Genomic DNA, 26647 nt, shown 5'->3' with positions numbered 1-26647 from the left:
GTTACTCGGCGTGCGAGTCGAACCACTCGCGGATCCGGTCGAGTCTGTCGACGACGTGTCGCGGTTCGCCCGATCGGGAGAGTTCGTGCCCCTCACGCGGGTAGCGGACGAACTCGACGTCGACACCGACCTTCTTCAGGTGACGGTAGAACGCCTCTGCGTTGTGTATCGGGACCCGGAAGTCTCGCTCGCTGTGGATGAGGAGGGTCGGTGTCGTCGCCCCGTCGACATGGGCCGTCGGGGAGGCGTCCCAGTACGTCTCGGGGTCCTCCCACGGCAATCCGAGTTGTCGTTCCGGCGAGTGGTACGTGTCGGTGCCGCCGAACTGTGCCATCTGGTCGTAGACGCCGCGCTGTGCGACGGCGGCGTCGAACCGGTCGGTGTGGGTGATCGCCCACGCGGTCATGAACCCGCCGTAGGACCCACCGGTGACGAACTGTCGATCACCGACGTCGTCCCGCGCGGAGACGGACTCGACGCCCGACAGGATGTCCGCGAAGTCGACCTCACCCCAGTCCTCGGCGATGGCCAGACTGTGTTCCTCGCCGTAACCGGTCGACCCGCGGGGATTACACCAGAAGACGGTGTACCCCGCCGCGGCGAGTAACTGGAACTCGTGCCACATGGTCCCGCTGGTCGACCACATGATCGACGGGCCACCGTGGATCTCGACGATCAGTGGCGGTGACTCCTCCGGGTCGGTCTGCGCCTCCGGCGGTGGCGAGAGGAGCCACCCCTGGATCCGGGTGCCGTCGTCCGACTCGAACCAGTGTTCTTCCGGTTCGGCGATCGACCGCTCCGTCAGGTACGCCTCGTTCAGCGCTGTCACCCGACGGGCCGACCCGTCGAAGTCGGCGACGAACACGTCGCTCGGGTAGTCCCAGTCGCTCTGCGTGAACGCGATACCCTGCGGTGTGACGTCGACTTCCTGAACGTGTCCCCCGGTCGCGAGCACCGTCTCGGGGCTCGTCTCGTCCGGGTCGACGCGAGCGAGTCTCACCTCCCCACGGTCCGGATACAGGAAGTAGACAGACCCGTCGGGGCCCCACTGTGGGGGACAGTCACGGTAGAGCCGTCGATCGAACGTCCGGGTCGGGGTCGTCGTCTCACCGGTGGCCGGATCGTACACCTTCAGATTCGTCGCGTACATCGACGGACCGGGTGCTTCGTCGCGGCTGTGGCGATACGCGATGCGGCCGCGGTCGTCGACGTCGTACGTGGGGAGCCAACCGGTCGTTCGACAGACGGTCTCGTCGGTTCCGTCGGAGCGGTCGTTTCGGACGATGTCGTGTGTCAAGGTGTCGTCGGGGTCGCCCGTCCGCTTGACGGTGTAGTAGAGTGTCGTCTCGTCACCCCACGACGGGTGCTCGAAGTCGTAGTCCCCGTCCGTGACCCGTGTCACCGAGTCGTCGTCGACGTCGACGACGTACACGTGCCGACGCTGGCCCTGCCGGTACTCGCCCTGCTCGCGGTAGACGAATCGCCTCGTCACGAGGGGGTCCTGCATCTCTCGCTCGTACTCCGGGTCCTGCGCGCAGTCGTGCCCCTCGGCCCGTTCTGCCTCGGTGGTCGCCTGGACGAACGCGAGGCGCGTGCCGTCCGGACTCCAGCGGACGTTCGAGACCGCACCGACCACGTCCGTCACCTGTCTGGCCTCGCCGCCGTCGGTGGGCATGACCCAGAGCTCTCTCCCCTCCGAGCGGTCACTCACGAACGCGAGCGACTCGCCGGACGGACTCCAGCGTGGCTCACCGTCCACGTGAGTCGGCAGTGTGTATCGCCGCACGGACTCACCGTCTGTCGAGGCGACGTAGACGGTCTCGGCGTAGGTGTCGTCACTTTCGGGCGTCCGGCGGACGAACGCGACGGCCTCGCCGTCCGGCGAGAGTGACGGTGAACTCGCGGTAACGATGTCGTGGTAATCACTAGCTTCGACGAGCATCGATCAGATAGTGACACAAACAGCCCATAGCTGTTCGGGTGCCGACGGACTCTGCTCACCACGGCGTGGGTCCGTCCACCAGTGTGAGCGTCTCGTCTCTCCGATTCCGCCGTCTCACCGTCGCTCACAGGGAGTTCGTCGGGGAAAGAGCTTTGCTCGACTGCCCACGTAACGTGGTATGGACGGAAACGTGAGCCGCCGAGCAGTGCTCGGGTCGGTGGCAGTCGGTGCGGTCGGCCTGGCCGGGTGTACGCAGAACGAGGTTACTGGATCGTTCGACCACGACTGGCCGATGTTCCAGTACGATCAGGTTCGTACCGGGACCAACACCGCGGTCACCGGGCCGACCGAGACCCCGAGCGAACTGTGGCGAACCGACATGGGTGCGGTCTGGGGGAGTCCGGTCGTCTCCGACGGCCTCCTCTGTGTCCCGAGTTACGACGGCGAGTTACACGCGCTCGACGCGGCGACAGGCGACCGAATCTGGCGCTACGCCACCGACGACGTCATCGACGGGACACCCGCCATCGCGGACGGTCGCGTCTACTTCGGCGGGTTCGACCGGAACATCCACGCCGTCGACATCGAGACGGGTACCCGAGAGTGGATGCACGAGACCGGTGGCTACGTTCGGAGTAGCCCGACGCTCGTCGACGGGACACTCTACATCGGTGGGAACTGTCGGATTCTCGAGTGTGGTGGCTCCCGTGACCTCCCCGAACAGCGTCACGGCGACGTCTTCGCACTCGACCCGGCGACGGGAGACGTCAAGTGGCACTACAAACCCGAGAAGGGTGTCATCAGTAGCCCCGCCATCGACGGGGAGACGATGTACGTCGCCAGCAGTGACGGCGTCGTCCACGCCCTCGACACTACGACGGGAGAGCCACGGTGGAGTTACGAGGCGCTCAGACTCGTCGTCAGCACCCCCGCCGTCGTCGACGGAACGGTCTACATCGGCGACTGGGGTGGACAGGTGTACGCACTCGACGCGGAAACCGGTGAGGAGCAGTGGGTCTTCTCGTCGAACGCACAGTACATCTCCGGATCGCCGGCCGTCCACGATGGAACCGTCTACGTCGGACTGGCGGCGGTTCCGAAGGAGAGCCCCGAGGGGGCAGACCGGCCGTACGAGATACTGGCCGAGTTGGTCGGCCTGTCCGCAGAGACCGGAGAACGCGAGTGGACCTTCCGGACGGACGCCACCGAGATCGGGAGCAGTCCGGCGGTGACCAGTGACGCACTCTACGTCGGGTCGCACTCGCTTCGCGAGGAGATGTCCGGCTTCCTCTACGCCGTCTCCCCGTCGACCGGCGAAGAACTCTGGCGACACGAGGTGCCGGGCGTCGGCGTGGGGAGTAGTCCGGCGGTGGTGGACGACCTCGTCCTCTTCGGTGACGCGTCCGGCGGTGTGGTCGCACTTCGATAGCCACGCTCGAAGAGATACGTTCACCTGTTCGCTTGTTCGTGTAGAACTGTCTATGTTCTACACGATATGATTTGAGTAAAGTCAGTTGTGTATGATATCGAGTCACGTTTACTTAACAATCGGTGTCGTGTCTACCGTTCTTGTAGACAAACTAGCTGTGACAGTGTTTACATATTTCGACTATAGCGATGTGCTACAGTCAAGCGTTATAGTCGAGAGCTATCACCGAAGACAGTCGCCGTGTGCTCCCGTCACCACCGGTCCCTCTTCCGGGAGGTCGTCACCGGGGAGGCAGGGGGACGAGTCTCCCCGATCGACGGCCCGGAACTGGTCGGCGACGATCGACCGACCGCACTTTACAACTATACGTGTGTAATCGCTACCCGCGGTCGGCATCCACCACCAACATCGACGTTCGGAGACGCACACGAACAGTCTATCACTCTCTCGTCTTCGACGTGAGTACACTGAGACCACGCCACAACCATTTATACCGTCGGTCGGCAACGTCGGACCATGAGTAGCGACGATTCAGACGGAGACCGACCGCCGAGCAAGGTGGTACGGGTCATCGAAGCGTACGGACTGACGGGTCTCGGCGAGGACCTGGAAACCCGGTGGCTCGACACGGGCGAGGAGGGACTGAGCACTCGTCAACTGGCCGACTACTTCAACAAACACGTGCTAGAACGCGCCGTCGGCGACAGCGATCTGAGCCTCCTCGACACAGAGGTCGACAGACTCTACGAGCAGTTGACCAGTGACGACGTGAGCGCTGGCCTGCGGACCCGGACAGAGCGGCGACTGGCCCAGAACGGCGTCGACGTCGACCGAGTGCGCGACGACTTCGTCTCTCACCAGTCGATCCACACGTACCTTCGGAGACACCGGGAGGTCGAACAACCCACGAAGACGGCCGAGGAACGCCGCGAGAACGCGCTCGAACGCGTCCAGAAACTCCAGGATCGGACTGCGGCAGTCACCGGGGACGCGATAGAGAGTCTCCAGCGCGAGGAGCTCGTTCCGGCCGGCGAGATAGACGTCATCGTCGACATCCAGGTGGTCTATCAGGACTCCGCCGACCAGTACGACGTGTACGACCTGCTCCGTGAGGAGTGACTGCCCCCGCCTGTCTTGGTCGCTCTCCGGCCGGTCTGGTCGCGCACTCCGGACGCAATCTTTTTGAGCGACAGCCGTCACGTATCGTACAATGGCTGAACAGGAAGTAGTAGACAGGGGTGCTACCCTCGAGGTGCAGAACATCGGTGGCATCGACGAGACCTCCGTGTCGCTGGACCCCGGTGTCAACGTCCTGTCCGGGCGCAACGCGACCAACCGAACGTCGTTCCTCCAGGCACTCATGGCCGCGATGGGCGGCGAGAACGCCTCGCTCAAAGGTGACGCCGAGGAGGGCTCCGTCGAGCTATCGATGGGAGAGCAGGCGTACCGGCGGCGGTTGGTCCGGCAGAACGGGACCGTCTCCACGACCGGCGATCCGTATCTCGACGATCCCGAACTGGCGGAACTGTTCGCGTTCCTCTTGGAGTCGAACGAGGCACGGCGGGCCGTCACGACCGGGCAGAACCTCCGCGATCTGATCATGCGGCCGGTCGACACCGAAGAGATCAAGACGGAGATCTCGCGACTCGAATCCGAACGAGCAGACATCGACCAGCAAATCGAGGCGATCGAACAGCGGAAGCGGGACCTCCCGGACCTGGAGACCGAACTGCGCGGTCTCGAAGACGAGATCGAGGAGACGCGCACCGAACTTCGGGAGACGGAGTCGGAGATCGAGGGCCTCGACACCGACGTCGAGGCGAAGCAGACAGAACAGGAGCGACTCGAGGGGAAACTCGACGAACTGCGCGACGCACGCAACGAACTCGAGGACGTGCGGTACGACATCGACACCGAGCGCGAGAGCATCACGTCGCTCAAACAGGACCGATCGACACTCCAGACCGAACTGGAGGCGCTCCCCGAGGCGTCCGAAGACGAACTGGCGACACTCGAAGACCGCATCCACACGCTCCGAGACCGGCGGCGGCGCCTGGACACCGAGATCAGTTCGCTCCAGAGCACGGTCCAGTTCAACGAGGAGATGTTGGACGGCGAGCGATCCGACCTGCAACAGGCCATCGAGGGAGACGACGGCGGGTCGGTGACGGACGAACTGCTCCCGGACGACGACGTCGTCTGCTGGACCTGCGGATCGGAAGTAGAACGCTCGGAGATCGAAACGACACTCGAGCAACTCCGCGAACTGCGCGAGGGGAAACTGAGCACGAAACGGGACCTCTCGACGGAACTCGACGACCTCAAAGCCGACAAGGACTCCCTCGAAGAACAGCAGCGCAAGCGTCGGCAGTACCAGGAGCAACTGTCCGACGTCGAAGCCGAGATCGAGCAGCGACAGGCGCGGCTGGAGAGCCTCCGAGACGAACGCGAGACGCTCGAAGAGCGCATTCAGACGCTCGAAGCGGAGGTCGAGGACCTGGAGTCGGAACAGTTCGACGAGATACTCGACCTCCACAAGGAGGCCAACAGGTTGGAGTACGAACTCGGTCGCCTAGAGAACGACCGGGAGGGCGTCGAGGCCGAAATCGAGACGATCGAAGAACAGGTCGAAGCGCTCTCGGAACTCCAGGCAGAGCGTGACCGGGTGGCCGAACAGGTGGCGGAACTGCGGACGCGGGTCGAGAGCCTCGAGAAGAAGGCGATCGAAGCCTTCAACGAGCACATGGACGACGTGCTCAGTGCGCTCGACTACGGGAACCTCGACCGGGTGTGGATCGAGCGAGTACAGCGCGAAGTCCGTGACGGGCGGCAGAAGTCGATAGAGACGTTCTTCGAGTTGCACGTCGTCCGCTCGACGGCTTCCGGGACGACCTACGAGGACACCGTGGACCACCTCAGCGAGTCGGAGCGCGAAGTGACCGGTCTCGTCTTCGCGCTGGCCGGCTATCTCGTCCACGACGTCCACGAGAAAGTCCCGTTCATGCTCCTGGACTCGCTGGAGGCCATCGACGCCGACCGGATCGCCGAACTCGTCGAGTACTTCGAGGTCTTCCCCGACTACCTCGTCGTGGCCCTCCTCGACGAAGACGCACAGGCACTGGACGCGGCGTACAACCGCGTCGAGTCGATCTGACCACCGTCTCGTCCAGAGCCTCTCCGGTCTCGACTCGTCACGACGCACGCCACGCTCTTTCCCACTTCCTCTCGGGGTCTCTCGTCGCCGCTGCTTCTCTCCTGTCTCTCTCTGCTCCCCTGCCGACACGTGATCCGGGTGCCGACTCGAACTGTGAGATATTTGAGAACTACTCATGAGTTTACTTTCGTAGCAAAATTATCGCCACGGCGAAGACGCATATACGAGTGAGAAAGGGAACAATGGTAGAGGAAATGCAGAAACTGTGGGTCCCGATTTTACTATCTATCTCGTGGTTTGGGCCTGTCAGAAACCGTCTGTGAACTATCGACCGTCCCGACGTTCTCCGACGCTCGTCATAAAACGACACATCGTTTCTACGACGACAGATCGGTGGGTGCCCGCCGACGCCGATCCGTACTCACCGGTTCTGCGCGTCGACGACGGCGACACCAGCGAGACTGACGATATCCTGGACTTCGTCGCCTCGCTGAAGGACGTGGACCGGTTTGTCCATCCCGACGAGCATCGGTCCGATGGTCTCTGCTCCACCGAGTCGCTGGAGCAGTTTGTAGCCGATGTTCCCGGCTTCGAGGTTCGGAAAGACGAGGACGTTCGCCGGGGCGTCGAGGTCCGTGAAGTCGTAGGTGTCGGTGAGCATCTCCGCGACGAGTGCAGTGTCGGCCTGCATCTCGCCGTCGACCGGGAAGTCGACCGCCGGGTCCTCGCGGAGTGTTCGGACCGCGTGTCGAGGCTTCTCGACGCCCTCGGTGTCGACACTCCCGAAGTCCGAGTACGAGAGGAGTGCCGCACGGGGTTCGACGTCGAACCGTCGGGCGAGGTCGGCGGTGTGTTTCGTCACCTCGGCGAGCACCTCCGCGTCCGGATCGAGGTTGACCGTCGCGTCGGCACAGAAGACGACGCGGTTCCCGACGGTCAGCAGGTAGACCCCCGCCGCGTAGTCCGTCTCCGGTGCCGTGCCGACGACCTGTAACGGCGGGCGGAGCGCCGTAGGGTAGTGGTTCGTGAGCCCCGTCAACATCGCGTCCGCGTCACCGGTCGCGACCATCACGCTCGCGAAGTAGTTCCGATCCTGCTCGACGAGTTCGGCGGCCGCCGACCGAGTCAGACCGTTCCGCTGGCGACGCTCGTAGAGGTACTCGACGTAGTGACTCCACTCGCCGTCTGCCGGGTCGGCGACGACCGGGTCGAAGTCGAGACCGAGTTCGTCGATCGTCCCGAGGATCTGCTCGGATCGCCCGACGAGGACGGGATCTGCGATCCCCTCTTCGACGAGTCGGCTCGCCGCCCGGAGTATCTTCTCGTCTTCACCCTCGGCGAAGACGACCCGTTTCGGGTCGGACGTCGCCTTGTTCAGTACCACGCGTATCAGTTCACGCGACGTGCCGAGGCGTGCTTCGAGTTCCTCACGGTAGCTGTCGAGATCGACCGATCTCCGAGCGACGCCGCTGTCCATCGCAGCCTCCGCGACTGCCGGCGTCACCTCGTAGAGGATGCGCGAGTCGAGGGGTTTCGGGATCAGGTACTCGGTCCCGAACCGTAGTGGTCCGTCGCCGTAGGCCTTCACGACCGAATCGGGCACGTCCGTCCGAGCGAGGTCGGCGAGTGCCTCGGCGGCGGCACGTTTCATCTCCTCGTTGATGTCGGTCGCGCGGACGTCGAGCGCCCCACGGAAGATGAACGGGAAGCCGAGCACGTTGTTCACCTGGTTCGGATAGTCCGACCGTCCCGTAGCTACGATGACCGTATCGTCGCGGGCGGCTCTCGCGTCGTCGTAGCTGATCTCCGGATCGGGGTTCGCCATCGCGAAGATGATCGGGTCGGCGGCCATCGATTGGACCATCTCTTGGCTCACGATACCACCCACCGAGAGGCCGACGAACACGTCCGCCCCGTCTATCGCGTCCGCGAGGTCGCCGTCCTCGACGCCGAGGGCGAACGGCTCGGTGAACTCGTTCAGTTCGCCCGCATCGGCGCGTGAGGCCGAGAGGATCCCGTCGACGTCACACATCGTGATCTGTTCGCGAGGGACGCCGAGTGAGGTGTAGAATCTCGCCGTCGCGGTCGCAGCAGCACCCGCGCCCGCGAACGCGACATGGACCTCACCGAGCGATTTGTCCACGAGGTCGACGGCATTAAGGAGGGCCGCCCCGGAGATGATCGCCGTCCCGTGCTGGTCGTCGTGAAAGACCGGGATGTCCAGTCGGTCGCGAAGGGCGGCTTCGATACTGAAGCAGTCGGGCGTTCGGATGTCTTCGAGGTTGATCCCGCCGAACGTCGGTTCCATCGCCGCGACCGCCTCGGTGAACGCGCCCGGGTCTGCGAGGTCGAGTTCGATGTCGAACACGTCGATGTCGGCGAACCGCTTGAACAGAACCCCTTTCCCCTCCATGACAGGTTTCGAGGCCGCCGGGCCGATATCACCGAGCCCCAACACGGCCGAGCCGTTCGAGACGACACCGACGAGATTCCCCTTCGTGGTGTACTCGTACGCGAGCGACTGGTCCTCGGCGATGTCGCGACACGGGGTAGCGACTCCCGGTGAGTACGCCAACGAGAGGTCTCGCTGGGTGCTGGTCGGCTTCGTCGTCGATATCTCTACTTTTCCCGAGGGTGACCGTCGGTGATACTCACGCGACTCGTCTTCGAGCGTCATGCGTACACACGCCTCGTGGGGAGGATAGTCGCTTCGGTTGGCTCAACCCACTCGCCGGGCCGCGAGCGACTCTCGATTCGCCGATTCCCACAGACTCAAACCGGCACTGTGTGTCGGTACGGTACTGATGGCAGAGTTGCTACGTCGCCTCACCGACACGTGGCGGGAGATCGCCTCGCTGTCGTGGCCGATCGCCGTTCAGCAACTGCTCAACACGCTCATGCGGTCCGTCGACGTCGTCGTCACCGGAGTCTTCTCACCCGCCGCCGTCGCCGCGATCGGGTTGGCGGACCTCTACGCGCAGATCCCGTTTCGGATCGGTCGCGCTCTCGGGACGGGTGCTATCGCGATCTCGAGCCAGGACACCGCGAGTGGTGCGATCGAGAGCCGGGATCAAGCGGTCACGCAGGCCATGCTCATCGGGGTCCTCGTCGGCCTGCCGATTGTCCTCGTCGGAGTGACGGTCACGGACGTCCTGATCGAGGTCCTCGGGGCGGACCGCGACGTCGTCCGGATGGCGGCGCAGTACCTCTCGATCCTCTTCGTTGTCGCCCCGCTCCGGATCGTCGCGATCGTCGGTGCCCGAGCGTTGCAGGGAACGGGGGACACGCGGACACCGATGATCGTGAACGGACTCGCCAACGCGCTCAACATCGTCGCCACCGTCGGACTGGGACTCGGCCTCTGGGGCCTGCCGAGACTCGGCATCGTCGGCGTGGGGGCTGCGACTGCGATCAGTCGTGGCTTCGAGGCGCTGTCGATCGTCGGCCTGTTCGTGAGCGACCGGATCGACCTCTCTCTCGTCCGACCGACGAACCCGGTCGTCACGAGACAACTGTTCACGGTCGGCCTCCCGAACTTCGCGGAAGGGATGAGCACCTCGCTCGCGAGTTTCCCGTTCAACGCGATCCTGCTCGTCTTCGGGACCGAAGTCAACGCGGCGTACCACGTCGGGCGACGGATCTACCAGCAACTCGCAGGACCACTCTACCGATCGTACAGTGTGGCGGCGAGTATCCTCGTCGGGAAGTCGCTGGGGTCGGGAGAGCCGGTGGAAGCCCGATTCGTCGGCGGTGCGGTGTCCGCACTGAGTGTCCTCACGGTCGGATTGGTCGGGGTGTCGTTGGTCGCCGCCGCGGGACCGCTGTCGGCCGTGTTCACCGACGACCCCGAGACGCTCCGGTACGCCGTCGCCTTCACTCGGATCTCGGGCGTCTCGATGCTGTTCTTCGGGCTCTTCTTCCCGCTGGCGGGTGCACTGCAGGGCGCGGGTGACACACGAACCCCCTTCTACGCCCGGTTCACCGGGACGATGGTGTTCATGCTGGGGGCGAGTTACCTCGTGGGGATCCGACTCGGCTACGGCCTCCCGGGTATCTACGCGGGTATCGTTCTCACGTACGCGTGGTGGGCACTCGTCGCGTGTGTCGGGTTCCTCTGGGGAGACTGGGCCGAGGGGGCGACCCGGATGATGGACGCACGCAGGTAAGCCGGGGCGCGGGAGCCACGCAGAAGTCGACCCGGTGGTTACTGAGCGCCCTTCCGTCCTCGGATCGCGGGCACGAACCCCTCGGAGTCGCCCCAGAGGAGACGTGCGATGACGTACCACGTCACGATGGAGAGTGTGATCGTCACGGCGACGCGGGGGATGCCCGACAGCACCATCGAGACGAACATGTCGTACGTCAGGACGACGAGGAACGTCAGTGCCAGGGGGAGCAGCGGTCGGACGGTGTCCCGCAGGCGGATCATTCGCTCGCCTCCGTGTTCTCCAGTTCCTCGGCGGGTTCGACCGACCGAGGACCGGGCCCGTCTGCGTGGAGGAAGTTCTCCGGTGCGTACCGGTCGCCCATCGACGATTCGAGGGTGATCCCGCTGTCGGGTTCGAAGGTCTCCGCGTGGATACAGGCGGCCGCGTGCCCGTCGGTCGCCCCCTCCACCTGGGTGAGGTCCGGGTCGACAGAGCGACACTCCTCGGTTGCGTTGGGGCACCGTGGGTGGAACGAACACCCGGACGGTGGGTCGATCGGCGAGGGGACCTCTCCCGAGAGTGGTTTCCGCTGGCGAGCGAGTTCCGGATCCGGTTCCGGGATCGCTTCGAGCAACGCTCTCGTGTAGGGGTGCTGAGGGCTCGAGAACAACTGTTCGGTCTCTGCGACCTCGACGATCTCCCCGAGGTACATGACTGCGACCCGGTCGCACACGTGCCTGATGACGGAGAGGTCGTGTGCGATGAACAGGATCGTGAGGTCGTACTCCACCTGCAGTTCTTCGAGCAGGTTGAGAATCTGTGCCTGGATGGACACGTCGAGGGCGGAGACCGGCTCGTCACAGACGAGGAACTCCGGTTCCACCGCGAGTGCCCGCGCGATGCCGACACGCTGACGCTGGCCCCCGGAGAACTCGTGTGGGTAGCGGTTCGAGTACTCCGGAGACAGCCCGACCTGTTCCATGAGTTCTTCGACCCGTTCGGTGCGTTCTCCCTTGTAGAGGCCGTGGACCTTCATCGGTTGGCGGATGATCTGGCCCACGCTCTTGCGTCGATTGAGACTCGACGCCGGGTCCTGGAACACGATCTGGATCCGCTTTCGGAAGCGTTTGAGTTCTTTACTGGAGAGTTCCGTGAGGTCGGTCCCGTCGTAGGTGACGGTCCCGCTGGTCGGTCGGTCGAGGTGGAGAATACTCCGGGCGGTCGTCGACTTCCCCGACCCGGACTCGCCGACGAGTCCGACCGTCTCGCCGGGATCGATGTCGAACGAGATGTCCTGGACCGCCTTGACCGTCTTGTCCGCACCGAGGAGGCGGTCCAGCACACCGTCGTTCTGGACAAAGTGTTTCGTCAGGTTCTCGACTTCGAGGATCGGATCTTGTTCACTCATCGGTCACACCTCCGTCTGTGGTCGCTCTGCTCGATGCGTGCCCGTCGGGTCCCTCCCGGTCGTAGCCGTAGGCGTTGAGACACGCCGCCTGGCGGCCGGGGGCGATCTCCCGGAGTTCGGGGTCGACCTGCCGACAGTCCTCGGTCGCGTGTTCACACCGTGGGTGGAACGAACACCCCGATGGGAGGGCTGCCAGGTCGGGAATCTTCCCCTCGATGGGCGTGAGTTGCTCCTCGTCGCGGCGAAGCTTCGGAATCGACCGCATCAACCCGCGCGTGTACGGGTGTCTCGGCGACTCGAACAGTTCGGTCACGGTCGCACGCTCGACGATGTTGCCGGCGTAGACGACCGCGACCCTGTCACAGGTCCCGGCCACGACCCCGAGGTCGTGGGTGATGAGGATGACGCTCATCCCGTACTTCGCCTGCAAGTCTTCGAGGAGTTCGAATATCTGCGCCTCGATGGTCACGTCCAGTGCCGTCGTGGGTTCGTCGGCGATGAGGACGTCGGGGTCACAGGAGATGGCCATCGCGATGAGGACGCGCTGTCGCATCCCGCCGGAGAACTGGTGTGGGTAGTCGTCGACTCGTCCCTCTGCTTCGGGGATGCCCACGTCTTCGAGCAGTTGGATCGTGCGCTCGCGGGCGGCGGCCTTCGACAACCCCATGTGTTTCTGGACGATGCGGGAGATCTGGCTCCCGACGGTGAAGACGGGGTTCAGCGACGTCATCGGGTCCTGGAACACCATCGAGATGTCGTTCCCGCGGATGCGTCGCATCTCCCTGTTGCTCTTCTGCAGGAGGTCGTCGCCGCGGTACAGAATCTCGCCGGCTTCGATGCGACCGGGGTCGTCGATGAGTCCCATGATCGACATCGCGGTGACACTCTTGCCGGATCCGGACTCGCCGACGATGCCCAGCATCTCACCCTCCTCCAGGGTGAAGGAGTTGCCGTCGACCGCTTCGACGACGCCCTCCTCGGTGTAGAACCGGGTCTCGAGGTTCTTGACCTCGAGGACGGCGTCAGTGCTCATTGGCACCCTCCTCCGAGTACCGGGGGTCGAGCGCGTCACGAAGACCGTCACCCAATAGGTTGAACCCGAGGATGACGATCATGAGCACCAGTCCGGGGAACAGTGGGAACCACCAGTGGCCACTGTAGATGTAACTCCGTGCGTTCGACAGGATGAGTCCGAGACTCGCCGTCGGTGGCTGGAGACCGAGGCCGAGAAACGAGAGTCCTGCGGCGGCGAGAACCGCCGTCGCCATGTACAGCGTCGCCTGCACGACGACGATGGGGATCGTGTTCGGAAGCACGTCCCGGACGAGGATGTGCGTGTCGCCCGCGCCGAGTGCCTCGGCGGCGTCGACGTAGTCCTCCTCCATCTCCTTGATGACGGCACCGCGCATCACGCGAGCGAAACTCGGCACCCGCGAGATGCCGATGACGAAGATGATCTTCGCCAGGTTCGGCACCGCGATCCAGCCGTAGTCCGTCTCGCCGACACCGAGTGTCCCGACGATAGCTATCGCCAGGATGAGACTCGGGAACGAGAGCAGGATGTCCATCACGCGCATCAGCGTCTCGTCGATCCACGTGTCGCTCAGATACCCCGCGACGGCACCGATCGTCGCACCGATGGACAGGCCGAAGGCGATCACCCCGAGGGCGATCACCATGAGTGTCCTGAGCCCGAAGATCATCCGCGACAGCAGATCGCGTCCGTGATTGTCCGTGCCGAGGTACGCCGTCACCGGTGCGCCGAGTTCTGCCGTCTCCGTCTCGGTGAAGACGGTAGACCCCGGCGGCAACGGGTTCCGCTCGCCGTCGGGTGCCTCGTACTGGGTCGCCGGATCGTGTGGTGCGACGACCGGAGCGAATATCGCCGCGAAGAGGGCGAGACCGATGATGAGCGCGCCGACGAGCGAGAGTTTGTTCCGCTTGAACTCCCGCCAGAACTGCTGGAACTGTGATCGGTGTTCCTGTACCGGCTCGCTCTGGGTCGCGTCGGTCTGGTTCTGTGTCGCCATCTATTCGCCTCCCTCACGGATTCGTGGGTTGAGATACGCGTACATGATGTCCACTGCGAGGTTCGCGAAGACGAACACACACGCGATGAACAGGATCAGCGCCTGGATCACCCTGTAGTCGCGTCGGCTGATCGCCAGGATGAGCAACTTCCCGAGGCCGGGCAGGTTGAACACCGTCTCGGTGAGCACGGCCCCGTTCAGCAGGCCACCGATGCTGATCCCGATGACGGTGACGACCGGGATGAGTGCGTTCTTCGTCGCGTCCTTCAGGATGACCTCGCGCTCGCTGATCCCCATGGCGCGGGCCGTCCGAACGTAGTCTTGATTCAGCGTCTCCAGCATCTCCGAGCGCGTCATCCGCTGGATGATCGCGGCGTGGGCCGTCCCCAACGCGATGACCGGGAGCAGCAGGTTCTGCAGGTTGCTCACGGGGTCGTCGAAAGGTGAGACCCACCCGCCGATACCCCACTCGAAGCCGAGCGTCACGCCGAACACCATGATGAGGACGATGCCGAGCCAGAAGTTCGGGATCGAGATGCCGGCCAGCGCGCCGATCCGCGAGAGGTGGTCCGCCGACCGGTTCTGGTAGACGGCACCGATGATGCCGGCCGGGATGCCGATCGACACCGCGAGGATCTCACTCAGCAACGCCAGTTCGAAGGTGAGGAGGAGTCGCTCGCTGATCAGTGTCGTGACCGGCGTCCCCTGCTGGACGGTCCACGAGTTACCGAGGTCTCCCTGGACGGCACTGCTCGCCCAGCGCCAGTACTGTACGTAGAAGGGCTGGTTCAAGCCGAGATTCCGGCGAATCTCCTGGATGATCTGCTCGTTCTGGAGCGGACCGAGGAGCACCGCCGCCGGTCCACCCGGTGCGAGATGCATCATCCCGAAGATGAGGACGCTCACGCCGAACAGCACGGGCACGATCAGAAGCAGGCGCTTCAGGACGTACCTCCAGAGACTCATCGGCGACCACTCCTCGGTCTGCTGACGGTATCTGTGACCATTGTTTGTGTTATGTAGGGCAGATAAACAAGGTATCTTAGCTCTATCGGTCAGCCGAGTCGGTCAGGCGTCCTTCGAGACGGAGCGCATCTCCGAGGCGAACGATCCGAGTCCGTAGCCGGAGACCGACTCGTCCCACGCCGCGAGTTTGCTGGTGTAGGCCAGGTCGACCTGGATGGCGTTCTCGACGAGGTACTCTTCGAGCCGGTAGACCAGTTCCTTCTGCTCCTGTTCGTCGGCAGTCTGCTGTGCTTTCTGGAGCGTCTGCACGTACCAGTCGTGCCCGTTGGAGAAGTCACCCTCCGCGTCCGACGGGGCCGGCGGTCCGCTCGGCTCGAAGGGGTCTTCGAGGTCGTCGGTCTGGTGGTGCCAGTTGTTGTGGTTCCTGTTGTTGGGGACGAACCCGGCACTGAGCCAGTAGGTGACGACCGGGACGGCGTTCGTCCAACTCTCGAGTGCGGCGTGCCAGTCCGTGGTGCCGTAGACCTGATCGAAGAGTGCCGACTTCTCGAGGACGACGATCTCCATGTCGATGCCGACCTTCGAGAGCTGGTTCTGGATGACGACCGCCTCGTCTTTGAAGTGCCCGCCCTGCGTCGTGAGGAGTCTGAACTCGAACCCGTCCGGGTTGCCCGCCTTCTCGAGTTCTCGCCGGGCCTTGTCTGGGTCGTACATCTCCATCTCTTTCAGTTTGGGCGAGGTCCACTCGCTGTCCTTGTACCACGGCCCTGCCTGCACTTCGCCGAGTCCGTAGAAGATCTCGTCGAGGATCTCCTCGGCGTCGACCGCCCACTGGACTGCCCGGCGGTTGTTCACGTTCGACATGGGGTTCCCCTCGGCCTCCATGAGGTTCATGTAGATCACCTGAGTGCTGTTCCCCGGTTTGCTCGTCGCCTCGATGCCCGGTGCATCTTTGAGCGACTGGAAGTCCTTCGCGGGGATCGCACTGGTCAGATCCGTCGACGACGACCGCAGGTTCGCCAGTCGGGTGGAATCCTCCGGAATGAACTGGAAGTTGATCTCGTCGACGTTCGGGATGCCCTCTTTCCAGTAGTTCTCGTTCTTCTCTAAGAGGAGGTTCTGCCCGCTGTTCCACTCGACGAACTGGAACGGCCCGGTGCCGTAGCCGCTCGGGTCCGTCGTCAGCGCCGTCTCGATCCCGGTCGGGCCCTCACGTTCTTTCGCCGAGCCGCGAGAGCCCTCGGGGACGATCCCCTCGATCCCACGTGTGAGCCACCAGTTCAGCGTGGTGAAGGTGGTCTCCATGTTGAACCGGAGCGTCCGGTCACCGACGATCTCGGTGCTCGCGACGTTCGGGATCCGTCGGCGGATTGGAGAGTTGTTGTCGGGGTTCAGAATCCAGTCGACGGAGTACTTGAAGTCCTCGACGGTCACGGGGTCGCCGTTGTGGAACTCGATCCCTTCGCGGAGCGTGTACTCGAAGTTGCCGTCGTCCGTCGGCGTCGGGACCTCTTCGACCAGTCCCGGTGCGAGTTCGGTCTCGGGCGTCAGTTCGATGATCTCGTCGTAGATCAGACTCCCGATCGCACTCGATCCCGTGTCTGCCCACAGTGCGGGATCGAAGTTCCACGGTTCGGAGGCGATCGCGACGTTGAGTCGGACCGGGTCCCCGCCGGAACTGGCAGTGTCGTCGCTCGTGCTGTCGCTTCCTCCCGTGTCGCCGCCGCCCGACGAACTGGGGTCGCCCCCGGCACACCCTGCCAGGGAGGCACCCGTGAGGGTGCCAGTCATCGCGAGGAATTGACGCTTGCTGATGTCGATTTCGGTGATGTTTCTGGCCATGTCTGGGCGTATCTCCATTGCCAACGTGTGGCATCCCCACCAATGAAATACCATTATATAAATCTTGGGGTGTTGCTCGTTACCAAGGTTCACGCACCTGTTCCGTGGTCGAGCCGAGTTCACCCCGCTTCGAGACGACGCCGACCGACTCCGGCTCACCTTCGAGCGTCTCGCGGCCACGATCACGCGTGGTTCGGCCACACGAGACAGGTGATCACGGGAGAGCGTGGGGTCGACTCGCCTCCACCGTCTGTGAGGAATCCACTGGATAGACAGACAAACCGTTGTTAGACAGTAAAAAAATATAAATATCTGTTCTCCATCGGGGTAGGTCGAGAAGATGATGCCAGCCAGTACCACCGTAGGGACCCACCCAAGGGGCTGTAACGCCGTAGGTACACACGTCGACGTGACTCCGGAGGCGTCTCGATGACCGTCTCGCTGGACTACGAAGACTACGACCTCGGGAGCATGACGTGGGAGGACGCCGAGACGGCCATCGACGACGCGGACTTCGTCGTCCTGCCGACGGGTGCCATCGAGCAACACTCGTTGCACCTTCCGGTCTCTGTCGACACGCTCCGCGCGGAGAACCTGACCCGGGAGTTGGTCACGGCGGCACCGGACCGTGGGCTGTCGATGCTCCGGCTTCCCACACTCCCCTTCGGATACTCCGAACACCACATGCCCCGTGCGGGGACGCTGACGCTGCTCCCGGACACGTACCAGAAGGTCGTCCGGGAACTGGGGTCGTCCATCTCCGAACACGGGGCCGAGCGACTGCTGATCGTGAACTGCCACGGCGGGAACAGTGCGCCCCTGAAGCTCGCGGGTGACCGACTCCAGCGCGAACACGACATCGAGGTGTACCTCGTCGACTGGACGTCCTACGCTCGCGAGCAGTTGAACGAGCGGTTCGGTGAGAACTGGAGTCACGCCGGCCCCCACGAGACGAGCGTCACCGAACTCTACCACCCGGACCTCGTGAAAGCCGACGAGAAGGTGAACCAGGAACGGAAAGCGTCGTTCAACGCCCGGCAGTACACGTGGTACACCGACTTGACCGTGCAGGGTGGCCGGGGTGACCCGCGCGACTCCGACGCGGAGTTCATGGAACAGGTCGTGGCGGACACGACCGAGCGCATCCTCGACGCCCTCGAGGAGGACCTCGAACAATCGACCGACGGGGTGCAGACCCTGCAGCGCTCGTCCGACGACGAGTAGGAGAGCCGGAACAGCGTTCTTTTCGTACGCCAGTCGCCGTAGCGACGGCGACACCGCGAGTCGAGGTTCGAGAAAGCGGGACGCCGAGCGGTCCACTTCCTGACTTCCGGACAGAGAGATCGAGAGCGGTGATCGGTAGACCGATCGAGAGAGGCGTCCAACAGCCGCCCGTCTGAGACACTGCCTGCGAGTGACTCGCGTGTTCGTCCAACACTCGTGGACGGCGGGGATCGAGCAGCCTCCCGCAGGTTCGCCCACTGCGGGGGAGCGACGACTCACGGTCGTCCCGCGAAGGGGGATAGATATATGTGGTACGTGTGCACAGTGCGTGTATGTCCAGCACCAAGACGAAGCCACTCAAATCGCTCCGTTCGGCGTCGGAGGTCATCGAGTACCTGAAACGGTCGGGTGGGGCGGGCGTCACGGAGGTCGCGAACGAGCTGTCCCTGCCGAAGAGTACGGCACACGTGTACCTCACCTCACTGGAGGAGATCGGATACGCCGTGAACCGGGACGGGACGTACCACATCGGGATGCGGTTCCTGGACATCGGAGAGAACGCGCGGTCGGAGCAGCTCATCTACCAGGTCGGCCGTGAGGAGGTCGACAGACTCGCCGAGGAGACCGGGGAGCTCGCGAGTATGATGATCCCGGAGCACGGACGCGGTGTCTACCTCTACCGGAAGCGTGGTGCGCAGGCCATGCCGATGAAGTCGCACATCGGGAAGCACGTCGATCTGCACTGTCGGGCTTCCGGGAAGGCGATCCTCTCGAAACTCCCGACCGACCGCGTCGATGAGATCATCGACGAGACCGGCCTCGTCGCCCACACCGAGAGAACGATCACCGACCGCGACGAACTCGTGCGCGAACTGGAGACGGTCTCGCGTCAGGGCTACGCCGTGAACGACGGCGAGGTGCGGAAGGGGCTCCGGTGCATCGGGGCCCCGGTCACGAGAGACGGTGAGGTCGTCGGAGCCCTCAGCGTCTCGGGTCCGGTCGGTCGTATCCACGACGAACGCTTCGAGGAGGAGATCCCCGAGATGGTCAAGAACGCGGCGAACATCGTCGAGATTACCGTCTCCTACTCGTGAGCGAAGTGCGCGTCCAAGATTGTTGAACGGCAACGGACTCGGCTCCGGTCACGCTCCGCGAGCGACCCATCGCCGGTAGATTACACGCGTACGACTGTAATGGCCGGGAGACGACTCGACACGGTGGACACACACGAACAGTCGGATTTCTGGACGAAACACACGATATCGGTCGATTTTGGACACTACCCTGGACTCTACGCCCGAGACGTGTGGATAGCGTTCGATCCGACGATTACGGACGACAGCCCCGCGAGTCGAGACGACCGGCCTTCCCACTCACGGGCGGATCGACGTCCGCAGACACCATCTGTCGGCTGTCGTCGTGTGGCACCCCGAGGCACAGACGAAGCCGGAGCGATCGGGTCGTCCCGACAGGCGCAGGTCTGCGTTACACTCGTACTACTGTAACGCGAGGTCCGGGCGGAGGCGTCGTCGCCCCGAGAGGGAGTGTTACAACTGTAGCGCTGTAAGACGTGGTCGACTCGACCCTGCCGTTCCAAGCAGCGTCTGCACTGCACATCGTTCGACGCGAGAACCGTTCTTCACGTCGCGTAGACAGAGCCGAGACCACCACGTCTCACTCGGTCGGAGTCGGTGACGGCGAACGGGGAGTATCTGGCTCGGAGACCGTCCGTCACTGCGTCTCGCCCTCGTCGAGTCACGGGAGTCCGACCGGTGTCGCGGAGTCGCTGTTGTCGATCAAAGTATTAATCTAGTCACTACACACCGATCGCCGTTACATACAGAAAATGATTATTTAGGTGGCTACTGAAAACACTGTTGCGCGCTAGAACGCTGCTGGACCGTACAGAAGACACTTGCTAATTTCGTCGAAATAGTAATAATTCGGAGTATTTCTGAGCCGCCTGCACATCTTCGAAAGATACGATTTCGGATACGTTCCGCGAAGACGTGCGACAGACATTATAGGGTGGACGGTGAGCCACTGTGTATGGACCGCGACACGCTCAAGCAGGCGCTCGAAAACGCCGACCTCACTGGGTACGAGGCCGACGCGTATCTGACGCTCGTCGACCACGGTCGCCTCGCTGCCGTCGATGTCGCGAAGAAGTCGGGGGTGCCGACCTCACAGGTGTACGATACGCTTCGCTCGCTGGAGACGAAGGGGTTCGTCGAGACGATCGACCAGGACCGACTGCACGCGGAACCGTCCGACCCCGTCGATATCCTCACGCACCTGCGCGAACGGGGGGAGTTGTTCAGCGACGCCGCCGAGGAACTCGAGAACCGCTGGGAGGAACCGGACCTCACGGACCACCGGGTCGGGGTCGTCAAACACGCCGAGACGGTCCTCGAGCACGCCCGGTCGGAGATTCGCGACGCGGAGGTCGGGGTCGAAGTCGCGCTGACCGCCGACCAGTTCGACTCGCTCCAGACTGATCTGTACAAAGCGGCCAACCGTGGCGTCGTCGTCCACGTCGCCATCTACTACGAACCGGATCTCGAGCGCCGCGCGGCGTCCTGGGACCTCCCGAAGACGGGCCTGGAGATGCGCGTCGTCAACATTCCCGGCCCGTTTCTCGCCGTTCTCGACCGGCATCGGACGTTCTTCGCTCCCAACTCACGGGCCAAAGAGGACTACGGCATCCTCATCAACGACGACATCCTCTCCTTTATCAACCACTGGTACTTCCAGACCTGTCTCTGGTACGCCTGGGACCCGGTGTCGTCGACCCAGCAGACGCCGAAGACCTACATCAGTCTCAAGGAGTTCATCCGCGACATCACCCCACTGCACCACGACGGAGCGGACATCGCCGTGACCATCTCGGGGATCGACACGACGACACGCGAGTATCGCACCGTCACCGGGACACTCACCGACATCTACTACCCCGACGTGTTCGTCGACGAGACGCCGTCGCTCGAACGACTCTCGACGTACGCAATCGTGTGGATCGACACGGGCGACGACGTTCTGTCCGTCGGTGGCTGGGGGGCGGTCTACGAGGACATCGAGGCGCAAAAACTGACACTCGAGGCGGTCTCGTTCGACGGCGTCGCTCAGTCGTAGGTCGTCTCGACCGTCAGCGGGACCGTCTGCTCGCCGACGTGGACCGAGTACTCGCCGGCGTCCGGTTGTCGGGAGCCGTCCGCGCCGACCTGCCCGAACTCTGTCGCGGCGAGTTCGACCGCCACGGTCGCCGTCGCTCCGCCGTCGAGTGAGACGCGGTCGAAGCCACGAAGCTCCCGGACCGGCGTCACGCGTGCGCTCGCGTGATTCGTGACGTACACCTGTACCACGTCGCTGCCTGCGCGATCGCTGACGTTCTCGACGGGAACCTGCACCGTCGTCGTCTCGTGTGGGCCGATCGTGGACTCGCTCAGCGTCACGTCGCCGTACTCGAACTCGGCGTAGCTGAGGCCGTGACCGAACTCGAACAGTGGGTCGTACGACGACGGGTGTTCCTCCTGGCCGATCGGCGTGGGGTGCGGGAAGTGGTTGAACCGGGTCTGGAGGTGCCCGGTCGACTTCGGAATCGAGATGGGCAGGCGACCACTCGGCTCGTTTTCCCCGAACAGCGTCTCGGCGACGGCACGGCCGCCCATCGTGCCCGGATAGTACGCCAGCAGAATCGCGGGGACGTGCTCGGCCATCCAGTCGACGATGAGCGGCCGCCCGGTGACGAGCACGCCGACCGTCGGCGTCCCGGTTTCGTGGATCGCCTCGACGAGTTCGCGCTGGGCCGGCGGCAGGCTCAGCGAGTGGCGGTTCGGGAACTCGTCGGGGTCGGTCCCGGTGTCCACGCTCGGGCCGAACTCGTGGAGGTACCACGGTTCCCCGACCGCGACGACGGCGACGTCCGCGTCTTCGGCGGCGTCGACGGCGGCGTCGACGTCGAGTTCGTCGTTGATCGTCGCGCCCTGCTCGTAGCTGACGGTGCCCTCCGTGACTCCCTCGATGCCGTCTCGGATCGTGACGACGTCGGTGCCGTCGTCCTCCGGGACGCTCCAGCCACCGAGTTGGTGGACCACGTCGTCCGCGTTCGGACCGGTGACGAGGACGTCCGCGTCGTCGTCGAGTGGCAGCAGATCGTCGTTCTTCAGGAGCGTCATCGACTCCCGTGCCGCATCGAGCGACGCCTCGCGGTGGGTCTCGGAGCCGACGACGTCCTTCGCCTCGCTCTCGTCGACGAACGCGTCCTCGAACAGTCCGAGCCGGAACTTCTGTGAGAGGACGCGTCTGACGCTCTCGTCGACCACGCTCTCGGCGACTTCACCGTCTTCGACCAGCGAGACGAGGTTCTCGGCGTGGTCGATCGCGTCCACGGAGGCGATGTCGAGGCCGGCCTCGCGGGTCTGTCTGACCGACTCGCGGTGGTCTGTCGTGATCCTGTGGTCGTTGTGGAGCATCTTCACACCGCCCCAGTCCGAGACGATACTACCGTCGAAGCCGAGCGTGCCACGCAGCAGGTCCGTGAGGTACCGGCGCGACCCGTGTGACGGTTCGCCGTCGATGGCGTTGTAGGAGGGCATCACCGACTCGACGTCCTCGTCCAGCGTGTCGAGGAAGGAGGGGAGGAAGACGTTCCGGAGGAGGTACTCGGAGACTTCGACGGGCGCGGCGTCCTCGCCGCGTGCGGGTTCGCTGTACGCCGGGAAGTGTTTCGCCGTGGCGACCACCGACGACCGGTCCTCGATCCCGTCGCCCTGGTAGCCGCGGACCTTCGCGGCAGCGAGTTTCCCGCAGAGGTAGGGGCTCTCGCCGAAGGTCTCGAACGTTCGGCCCCAGCGTGGGTCGCGGGCGACGTCACACGTCGGCGAGTAGTTCTGGTGGGCACCGCTGCGTCTGACCTCGGTCGCCGTGATGCGCGCGGCTTCCTCTGTCGCCTGTTCGTCCCACATCGCGCCGACGCCGAGGCCGTTCGGGAACGCGGTCCCCTCGGCGACGTACGCGTGCCCGTGGACCGCGTCGACGTTGAACAACAGCGGGATACCCAGCCGAGTCTCGGAGAGGGCGACTTCCTGCAGGCGGTTCACGTCCTCGACGATCTCCTCGAGACGCATATCCACCGCACCGCCCCAGCCGAACGACGCGACGGCACCGACGCCGTGGTCTCTGATCTCGTCGGCGACGTCGTCGATAGACTTGAACCCGTCGAGGTGGCCGGCCCAGGTTCCGACGAGTTGGCCCACTTTCTCCTCCAGTGTCATCCGGTCGAGGAGGTCTTCGACGCGTTTCGCCGTGGCGGCAGTCTCGTCTCTATACAAGGGTTGCTTGCCACTAGTCTGCATACTTCGTAGAGTCTACCACTCGGATTTATAATTTTGGATGGTCGGACACCGCGACTAGTCGGCCGAGTCCGTGGTCGCGGTGACGACGATGCCCGACTTCGTCAGGCTGAGTCGCTGGTTCACAGAGACGTTCTCGTACTCGCGTTCGGTCCCGTCGGGCCAGCGGACGCGGAGCGTCACCGTCTCGTGGTCGGCGACGCCGACGTGTTCGACCCGGGAGTCCTGCGAGAGGTAGTCGACGTTGGCCGTCTGGGCGACCACCTGCTCGGTCTCGCCGGCCGTGACGGTGACGACCGCGCCGAGTGCCGTCGCCCCGCGCTCCGTCGTGACGCGGAACTGGACGCTGTTGCGGTCGGCGGTCCCCGCGTTGTCGTACACCACGAACGACGCGTCGTACGTGGCGACGACGAGTTCCTGTGCGCCGTCGTGATCGTAATCGAGCGTCGCGAGGCCGCGCCCGTCGGTCTCGCGCATGCCGTTGACGCTCTTGTTCACGCGCGTGAAGTTGCTCGCCTCCCCTCCCGACGCGCTCCGCGACTGGAACACCATCGGGTAGGTGTAGACCGGGTCCGTGCGGTTGATCCTGACGACGTGTTGGGTCGTGTGGACCAGATCGCGATCGCCGTCGTTGTCGAAGTCGGTCATGCTGGCCGCCCAGCCCCACCCGCCGTGGCGGACACCGAAGTCGTCTGCGGCGTCGCGGAACGTCCCGTCACCGCCGTTGACGAGGAGCGTGTTCCCCTTCGTCCGACTCGAGTGGATCACGAACTCGAGCAGTCGCTTCAGGCGGTCGTATCGCTCGTCGTCCATGTTCGCCTTCAGGCTGGGGAACCAGATGTTGGAGACGAACACGTCCGGTCGCCCGTCGCCGGTCACGTCTGCGACGTCCGACGACATCCCGTTGCGGGCAGTCGACCCGCCCAGCGATCGCCGGTCGAAGGTGCCGTCGCCCCGGTTGACGTACACCGTGTCGTTGTTGTAGTCGTTGGCGACGTGGATGTCCGGGCGGCCGTCGCCGGTGAAGTCGGCGAAACTCGCCGCCAGACTCCAGTGGTCGCCGTCGATGGCCTCGCTGTCGACGCGCCGGAACTCCCCGCCGACGTTCTCGTAGAGGTAGTTCGGGTTGCCGTTGTCGGACTCGATCGTCGTCCGGAGGTTGAAGTAGCCCGCCGGCTTGCGGTCGCGCCACGACCCGGACTGGTAGACGAACAGGTCCGTGTCGCCGTCGCCGTCGTAGTCTGCGGCGGTCGCCCCGAGCGGGTACGTCAGGTTCCCGAGGCCGTAGTCGGTCGGTTCGAAGGTCCCGCCGTCGTTGTGGAAGGCGTGGACGGTCCCCTCGCGGCCGAACAGGAACAGGTCGGGGTAGCCGTCGCGGTCGACGTCGACGAAGACAGCGCTCTTGATGTCGGCTTCGACCGACGGCAGGGCGTCGCTCCGGGTGAACTGTCCCCCGCGGTTCTCGAACAGCGTGGGGCCGTCTCCGCCGATGGCGAGGACGTCCGTCCACGAGTCGTCGTCCACGTCGGCGGTGTACACCCCGGAGTTCCCGCTCCCCACCCCGCTGCCGGTCGCCTCGTACTGGAGTCCCGAGTCGGCCGTGACGTCCTCGAACTGGATGCGTGGTGCTTCCGACTCCGAGGAGTCGCTACCGAAGTCGGGGGCCGCCGAACAGCCAGCGAGAACCAGGAGCAGTACCACCGCAACGGTCAGTAGCGTTCTGCCCATCGTCAGACCACCGGGAGCGCCCAGTCGTCACGCGTCGGGGCGAGATAGCTGCCGCGACGGAGCGTCTCCAGATAGTCCGTGATCCCGTGGTCCTCCGCCGGGAGGTCGTCGTCGTACTCGTCGGGGTTCATCGCCACGCGCGTCTCGACGAAGTCGGCCATCGTCTCCTGGATCGAGTTGAACTGGAAGCCCGCGCCGTCGGTCACGGTGTCGGCCACCCCTTCGGTCCGGCGGAGGATCTTCGCGTGGAAGTCGTCGTCGCGCGCCCGAGCGACTTTCTGTGTGTGCCCGATCTTTCCGTACTCCTCGGCGTCGTCTTCGATCCGATCGACGTCCTCCTCGGTGATCCCGCTGTCGCCGCCGAGTTTCTCCCCGACCGGACCGACCTCGTCGGAGGTGTGTGCCGGGCAGAACATCTCCTCTGTCCGTTCCTGGTGGGTCTGGTCGTACCAGCGGTCGAGGTCGATACGGAGCGTCGAGGAGGCGATGGTCGTCCCGCCCGCGAAGGGGCCGTCGTCGATGGTGACCCGGTCCTCCGGCGGGAGGTTGTCCCGGAAGCCGGACTTGAACCCCATCGAGAGCGGTGCGTCCTCCGGGATGTCCTCGTTGTCGAGTTTGTCGGCCGGCAGGCCCTTCCCGATGTAGCCGACGTGTCTGCCGGCCTTCGAGAAGACGCCCTCGAGCGTCGACTCGACGGGCAGCCCGTTCACCGTCTCCACCTCGCCGAACAACGCCGACTCCGCCGCCAGCAGGACGGAGCCGATGTCGCTGGTCATCATCAGGACCGCGTCGTAGCTGTCTGCGTGGGCAGGGTCCTCGCCGACAGACTCGAGGACAGTCTCTGGAGGCGTCAACCCCTCCGGGACGCTCGCGCCGACCTGCTCGAAGTACTTCGGTGCGTAGCCGATCATGAACAGGAGTCCACGGTTGAACGCCGCGCCCGCGTTACCGCCGGTCCCCCACTGGAACGCGCGGTCGAGGAGGGCGAGCGACTGTTCGACCTGTGTCCGTTCCGCGTCCGTGGGGGGAGCCGACCCCTCGTAGTCGAGACCGACGACGACGAGTTGCTGTGGCGGCACCGTGTTCCCGTGTGCGTCCCGGACGAGATACTCGCCCCACCGATGTTGGCCGTCGGGCACGGACTCGGGGTCGCCACGTGGGAACTCCGGTTCCGCCTCGGTGCTCGCCACCTGCTGACCGTCGCTGGCGAGTTTGTTCTGTTCTTGTTCGAGACACGCCGTGAGGGCGCTGGTCCCACCGATGGCCACCGCCGCACGAACGAAGCTTCGGCGAGGGAGGCCCTGCGACTCGTCTGGGCGCATTGCCTGTGGTAACGAATAACGATGGATAATTCTTTCGCTGATCTGTGAGCAGACGGCGATAGGACTCCGAACCGAGGCCGGTCGGGCCGTGGCCGCTAACGTG

The 26647-nt window shown here is 64.3% G+C and carries 18 protein-coding genes; 7 read left to right on the top strand and 11 right to left on the bottom strand.

Annotated elements, in window-relative coordinates:
- Window position 1 precedes the first annotated feature (1 nt).
- A complete protein-coding gene (locus LI337_RS16650; protein WP_227231041.1) occupies window positions 2–1942 on the bottom strand; it encodes a S9 family peptidase in 1941 nt (646 codons plus the stop codon).
- 178 nt (window positions 1943–2120) lie between these two features.
- Between LI337_RS16650 and LI337_RS16645 the strand changes: the two genes are divergently transcribed.
- The 3 genes from LI337_RS16645 to LI337_RS16635 all read left to right on the top strand — a co-directional run bounded on the left by LI337_RS16645 (window position 2121) and on the right by LI337_RS16635 (window position 6525).
- Window positions 2121–3371: an outer membrane protein assembly factor BamB family protein gene (locus LI337_RS16645; RefSeq protein ID WP_227231040.1), complete on the top strand. Its 1251-nt coding sequence runs from the start codon at window positions 2121–2123 to the stop codon at window positions 3369–3371.
- Window positions 3372–3887: 516 nt separating this feature from the next.
- Window positions 3888–4490, top strand: coding sequence for a rod-determining factor RdfA (gene rdfA / locus LI337_RS16640; protein ID WP_227231039.1), 603 nt, complete (start codon window positions 3888–3890; stop codon window positions 4488–4490).
- A gap of 91 nt (window positions 4491–4581) precedes the next feature.
- The gene (locus LI337_RS16635; protein ID WP_227231038.1) at window positions 4582–6525 is read left to right on the top strand and encodes an archaea-specific SMC-related protein; all 1944 of its coding nucleotides are present in this window, start codon (window positions 4582–4584) and stop codon (window positions 6523–6525) included.
- A 421-nt stretch (window positions 6526–6946) separates the two neighbouring features.
- Here the strand turns inward: LI337_RS16635 and LI337_RS16630 are convergent, their stop codons facing one another.
- Window positions 6947–9202 (bottom strand): NADP-dependent malic enzyme, encoded by a 2256-nt coding sequence (locus tag LI337_RS16630; protein WP_227231037.1) that lies wholly within the window; start codon window positions 9200–9202, stop codon window positions 6947–6949.
- A gap of 127 nt (window positions 9203–9329) precedes the next feature.
- Between LI337_RS16630 and LI337_RS16625 the strand changes: the two genes are divergently transcribed.
- The gene (locus tag LI337_RS16625; RefSeq protein WP_227231036.1) at window positions 9330–10691 is read left to right on the top strand and encodes an MATE family efflux transporter; all 1362 of its coding nucleotides are present in this window, start codon (window positions 9330–9332) and stop codon (window positions 10689–10691) included.
- Window positions 10692–10729: 38 nt separating this feature from the next.
- Here LI337_RS16625 and LI337_RS16620 read toward each other — a convergent pair whose 3' ends face one another.
- The 6 genes from LI337_RS16620 to LI337_RS16595 all read right to left on the bottom strand — a co-directional run bounded on the left by LI337_RS16620 (window position 10730) and on the right by LI337_RS16595 (window position 16937).
- Window positions 10730–10954 carry a hypothetical protein gene (locus LI337_RS16620; protein ID WP_227231035.1) on the bottom strand — a complete coding sequence of 75 codons (225 nt, stop codon included), beginning with the start codon at window positions 10952–10954 and terminating at the stop codon, window positions 10730–10732.
- Window positions 10951–12081, bottom strand: a complete 1131-nt coding sequence (locus tag LI337_RS16615) for an ABC transporter ATP-binding protein (protein WP_227231034.1) — start codon at window positions 12079–12081, stop codon at window positions 10951–10953. The genes LI337_RS16620 and LI337_RS16615 overlap by 4 nt, the downstream gene beginning before the upstream one ends.
- Window positions 12074–13114: an ABC transporter ATP-binding protein gene (locus LI337_RS16610; protein WP_227231033.1), complete on the bottom strand. Its 1041-nt coding sequence runs from the start codon at window positions 13112–13114 to the stop codon at window positions 12074–12076. Before LI337_RS16610 ends, LI337_RS16615 begins: the two co-directional genes overlap by 8 nt.
- Window positions 13104–14111, bottom strand: coding sequence for an ABC transporter permease (locus tag LI337_RS16605; RefSeq protein WP_227231032.1), 1008 nt, complete (start codon window positions 14109–14111; stop codon window positions 13104–13106). The genes LI337_RS16610 and LI337_RS16605 overlap by 11 nt, the downstream gene beginning before the upstream one ends.
- Window positions 14112–15077, bottom strand: coding sequence for an ABC transporter permease (locus LI337_RS16600; protein ID WP_227231031.1), 966 nt, complete (start codon window positions 15075–15077; stop codon window positions 14112–14114). It lies immediately after the preceding gene.
- Window positions 15078–15179: 102 nt separating this feature from the next.
- A complete protein-coding gene (locus LI337_RS16595) occupies window positions 15180–16937 on the bottom strand; it encodes an ABC transporter substrate-binding protein (protein ID WP_227231030.1) in 1758 nt (585 codons plus the stop codon).
- A 411-nt stretch (window positions 16938–17348) separates the two neighbouring features.
- Here LI337_RS16595 and LI337_RS16590 point away from each other — a divergent pair, with 411 nt between their 5' ends.
- From LI337_RS16590 to LI337_RS16580, 3 genes are all read left to right on the top strand, one after another.
- On the top strand, window positions 17349–18143 hold the full coding sequence (locus tag LI337_RS16590; protein ID WP_227231029.1) for a creatininase family protein: 795 nt from the start codon (window positions 17349–17351) through the stop codon (window positions 18141–18143).
- Window positions 18144–18475: 332 nt separating this feature from the next.
- Entirely contained in the window at window positions 18476–19237 is a 762-nt protein-coding gene (locus tag LI337_RS16585) for an IclR family transcriptional regulator (RefSeq protein ID WP_227231028.1), read from the top strand.
- Window positions 19238–20192: 955 nt separating this feature from the next.
- Window positions 20193–21275, top strand: coding sequence for a TrmB family transcriptional regulator (locus LI337_RS16580; RefSeq protein WP_227231027.1), 1083 nt, complete (start codon window positions 20193–20195; stop codon window positions 21273–21275).
- Here the strand turns inward: LI337_RS16580 and LI337_RS16575 are convergent.
- Genes LI337_RS16575 through LI337_RS16565 form a run of 3 tightly spaced genes read right to left on the bottom strand, consistent with a single transcriptional unit; the run spans window position 21266 to window position 26544 of the window.
- The gene (locus LI337_RS16575; protein WP_227231026.1) at window positions 21266–23497 is read right to left on the bottom strand and encodes a glycoside hydrolase family 3 N-terminal domain-containing protein; all 2232 of its coding nucleotides are present in this window, start codon (window positions 23495–23497) and stop codon (window positions 21266–21268) included. The two genes, LI337_RS16580 and LI337_RS16575, sit on opposite strands and share 10 nt — an antisense overlap.
- A gap of 54 nt (window positions 23498–23551) precedes the next feature.
- Complete coding sequence (locus tag LI337_RS16570) at window positions 23552–25222, bottom strand: CRTAC1 family protein (RefSeq protein WP_227231025.1); 1671 nt, start codon at window positions 25220–25222, stop codon at window positions 23552–23554.
- A 2-nt stretch (window positions 25223–25224) separates the two neighbouring features.
- Window positions 25225–26544: a DUF7405 family protein gene (locus LI337_RS16565; protein ID WP_227231024.1), complete on the bottom strand. Its 1320-nt coding sequence runs from the start codon at window positions 26542–26544 to the stop codon at window positions 25225–25227.
- Window positions 26545–26647 lie beyond the last annotated feature (103 nt).

It is taken from the genome of Salinirubrum litoreum (genome assembly GCF_020567425.1).
GTDB classification, from domain to species: domain Archaea; phylum Halobacteriota; class Halobacteria; order Halobacteriales; family Haloferacaceae; genus Salinirubrum; species Salinirubrum litoreum.
This window is presented reverse-complemented; position numbering and strand designations above follow the sequence as displayed.

Bases quoted from the DNA above. Each gene is read 5' to 3' on its own strand.
- LI337_RS16650 (WP_227231041.1), bottom strand. From the start codon at position 1,942: ATGCTCGTCGAAGCTAGTGATTACCACGACATCGTTACCGCGAGTTCA.
- LI337_RS16645 (WP_227231040.1), top strand. From the start codon at position 2,121: ATGGACGGAAACGTGAGCCGCCGAGCAGTGCTCGGGTCGGTGGCAGTC.
- rdfA (WP_227231039.1), top strand. From the start codon at position 3,888: ATGAGTAGCGACGATTCAGACGGAGACCGACCGCCGAGCAAGGTGGTA.
- LI337_RS16635 (WP_227231038.1), top strand. From the start codon at position 4,582: ATGGCTGAACAGGAAGTAGTAGACAGGGGTGCTACCCTCGAGGTGCAG.
- LI337_RS16630 (WP_227231037.1), bottom strand. From the start codon at position 9,202: ATGACGCTCGAAGACGAGTCGCGTGAGTATCACCGACGGTCACCCTCG.
- LI337_RS16625 (WP_227231036.1), top strand. From the start codon at position 9,330: ATGGCAGAGTTGCTACGTCGCCTCACCGACACGTGGCGGGAGATCGCC.
- LI337_RS16620 (WP_227231035.1), bottom strand. From the start codon at position 10,954: ATGATCCGCCTGCGGGACACCGTCCGACCGCTGCTCCCCCTGGCACTG.
- LI337_RS16615 (WP_227231034.1), bottom strand. From the start codon at position 12,081: ATGAGTGAACAAGATCCGATCCTCGAAGTCGAGAACCTGACGAAACAC.
- LI337_RS16610 (WP_227231033.1), bottom strand. From the start codon at position 13,114: ATGAGCACTGACGCCGTCCTCGAGGTCAAGAACCTCGAGACCCGGTTC.
- LI337_RS16605 (WP_227231032.1), bottom strand. From the start codon at position 14,111: ATGGCGACACAGAACCAGACCGACGCGACCCAGAGCGAGCCGGTACAG.
- LI337_RS16600 (WP_227231031.1), bottom strand. From the start codon at position 15,077: ATGAGTCTCTGGAGGTACGTCCTGAAGCGCCTGCTTCTGATCGTGCCC.
- LI337_RS16595 (WP_227231030.1), bottom strand. From the start codon at position 16,937: ATGGAGATACGCCCAGACATGGCCAGAAACATCACCGAAATCGACATC.
- LI337_RS16590 (WP_227231029.1), top strand. From the start codon at position 17,349: ATGACCGTCTCGCTGGACTACGAAGACTACGACCTCGGGAGCATGACG.
- LI337_RS16585 (WP_227231028.1), top strand. From the start codon at position 18,476: ATGTCCAGCACCAAGACGAAGCCACTCAAATCGCTCCGTTCGGCGTCG.
- LI337_RS16580 (WP_227231027.1), top strand. From the start codon at position 20,193: ATGGACCGCGACACGCTCAAGCAGGCGCTCGAAAACGCCGACCTCACT.
- LI337_RS16575 (WP_227231026.1), bottom strand. From the start codon at position 23,497: ATGCAGACTAGTGGCAAGCAACCCTTGTATAGAGACGAGACTGCCGCC.
- LI337_RS16570 (WP_227231025.1), bottom strand. From the start codon at position 25,222: ATGGGCAGAACGCTACTGACCGTTGCGGTGGTACTGCTCCTGGTTCTC.
- LI337_RS16565 (WP_227231024.1), bottom strand. From the start codon at position 26,544: ATGCGCCCAGACGAGTCGCAGGGCCTCCCTCGCCGAAGCTTCGTTCGT.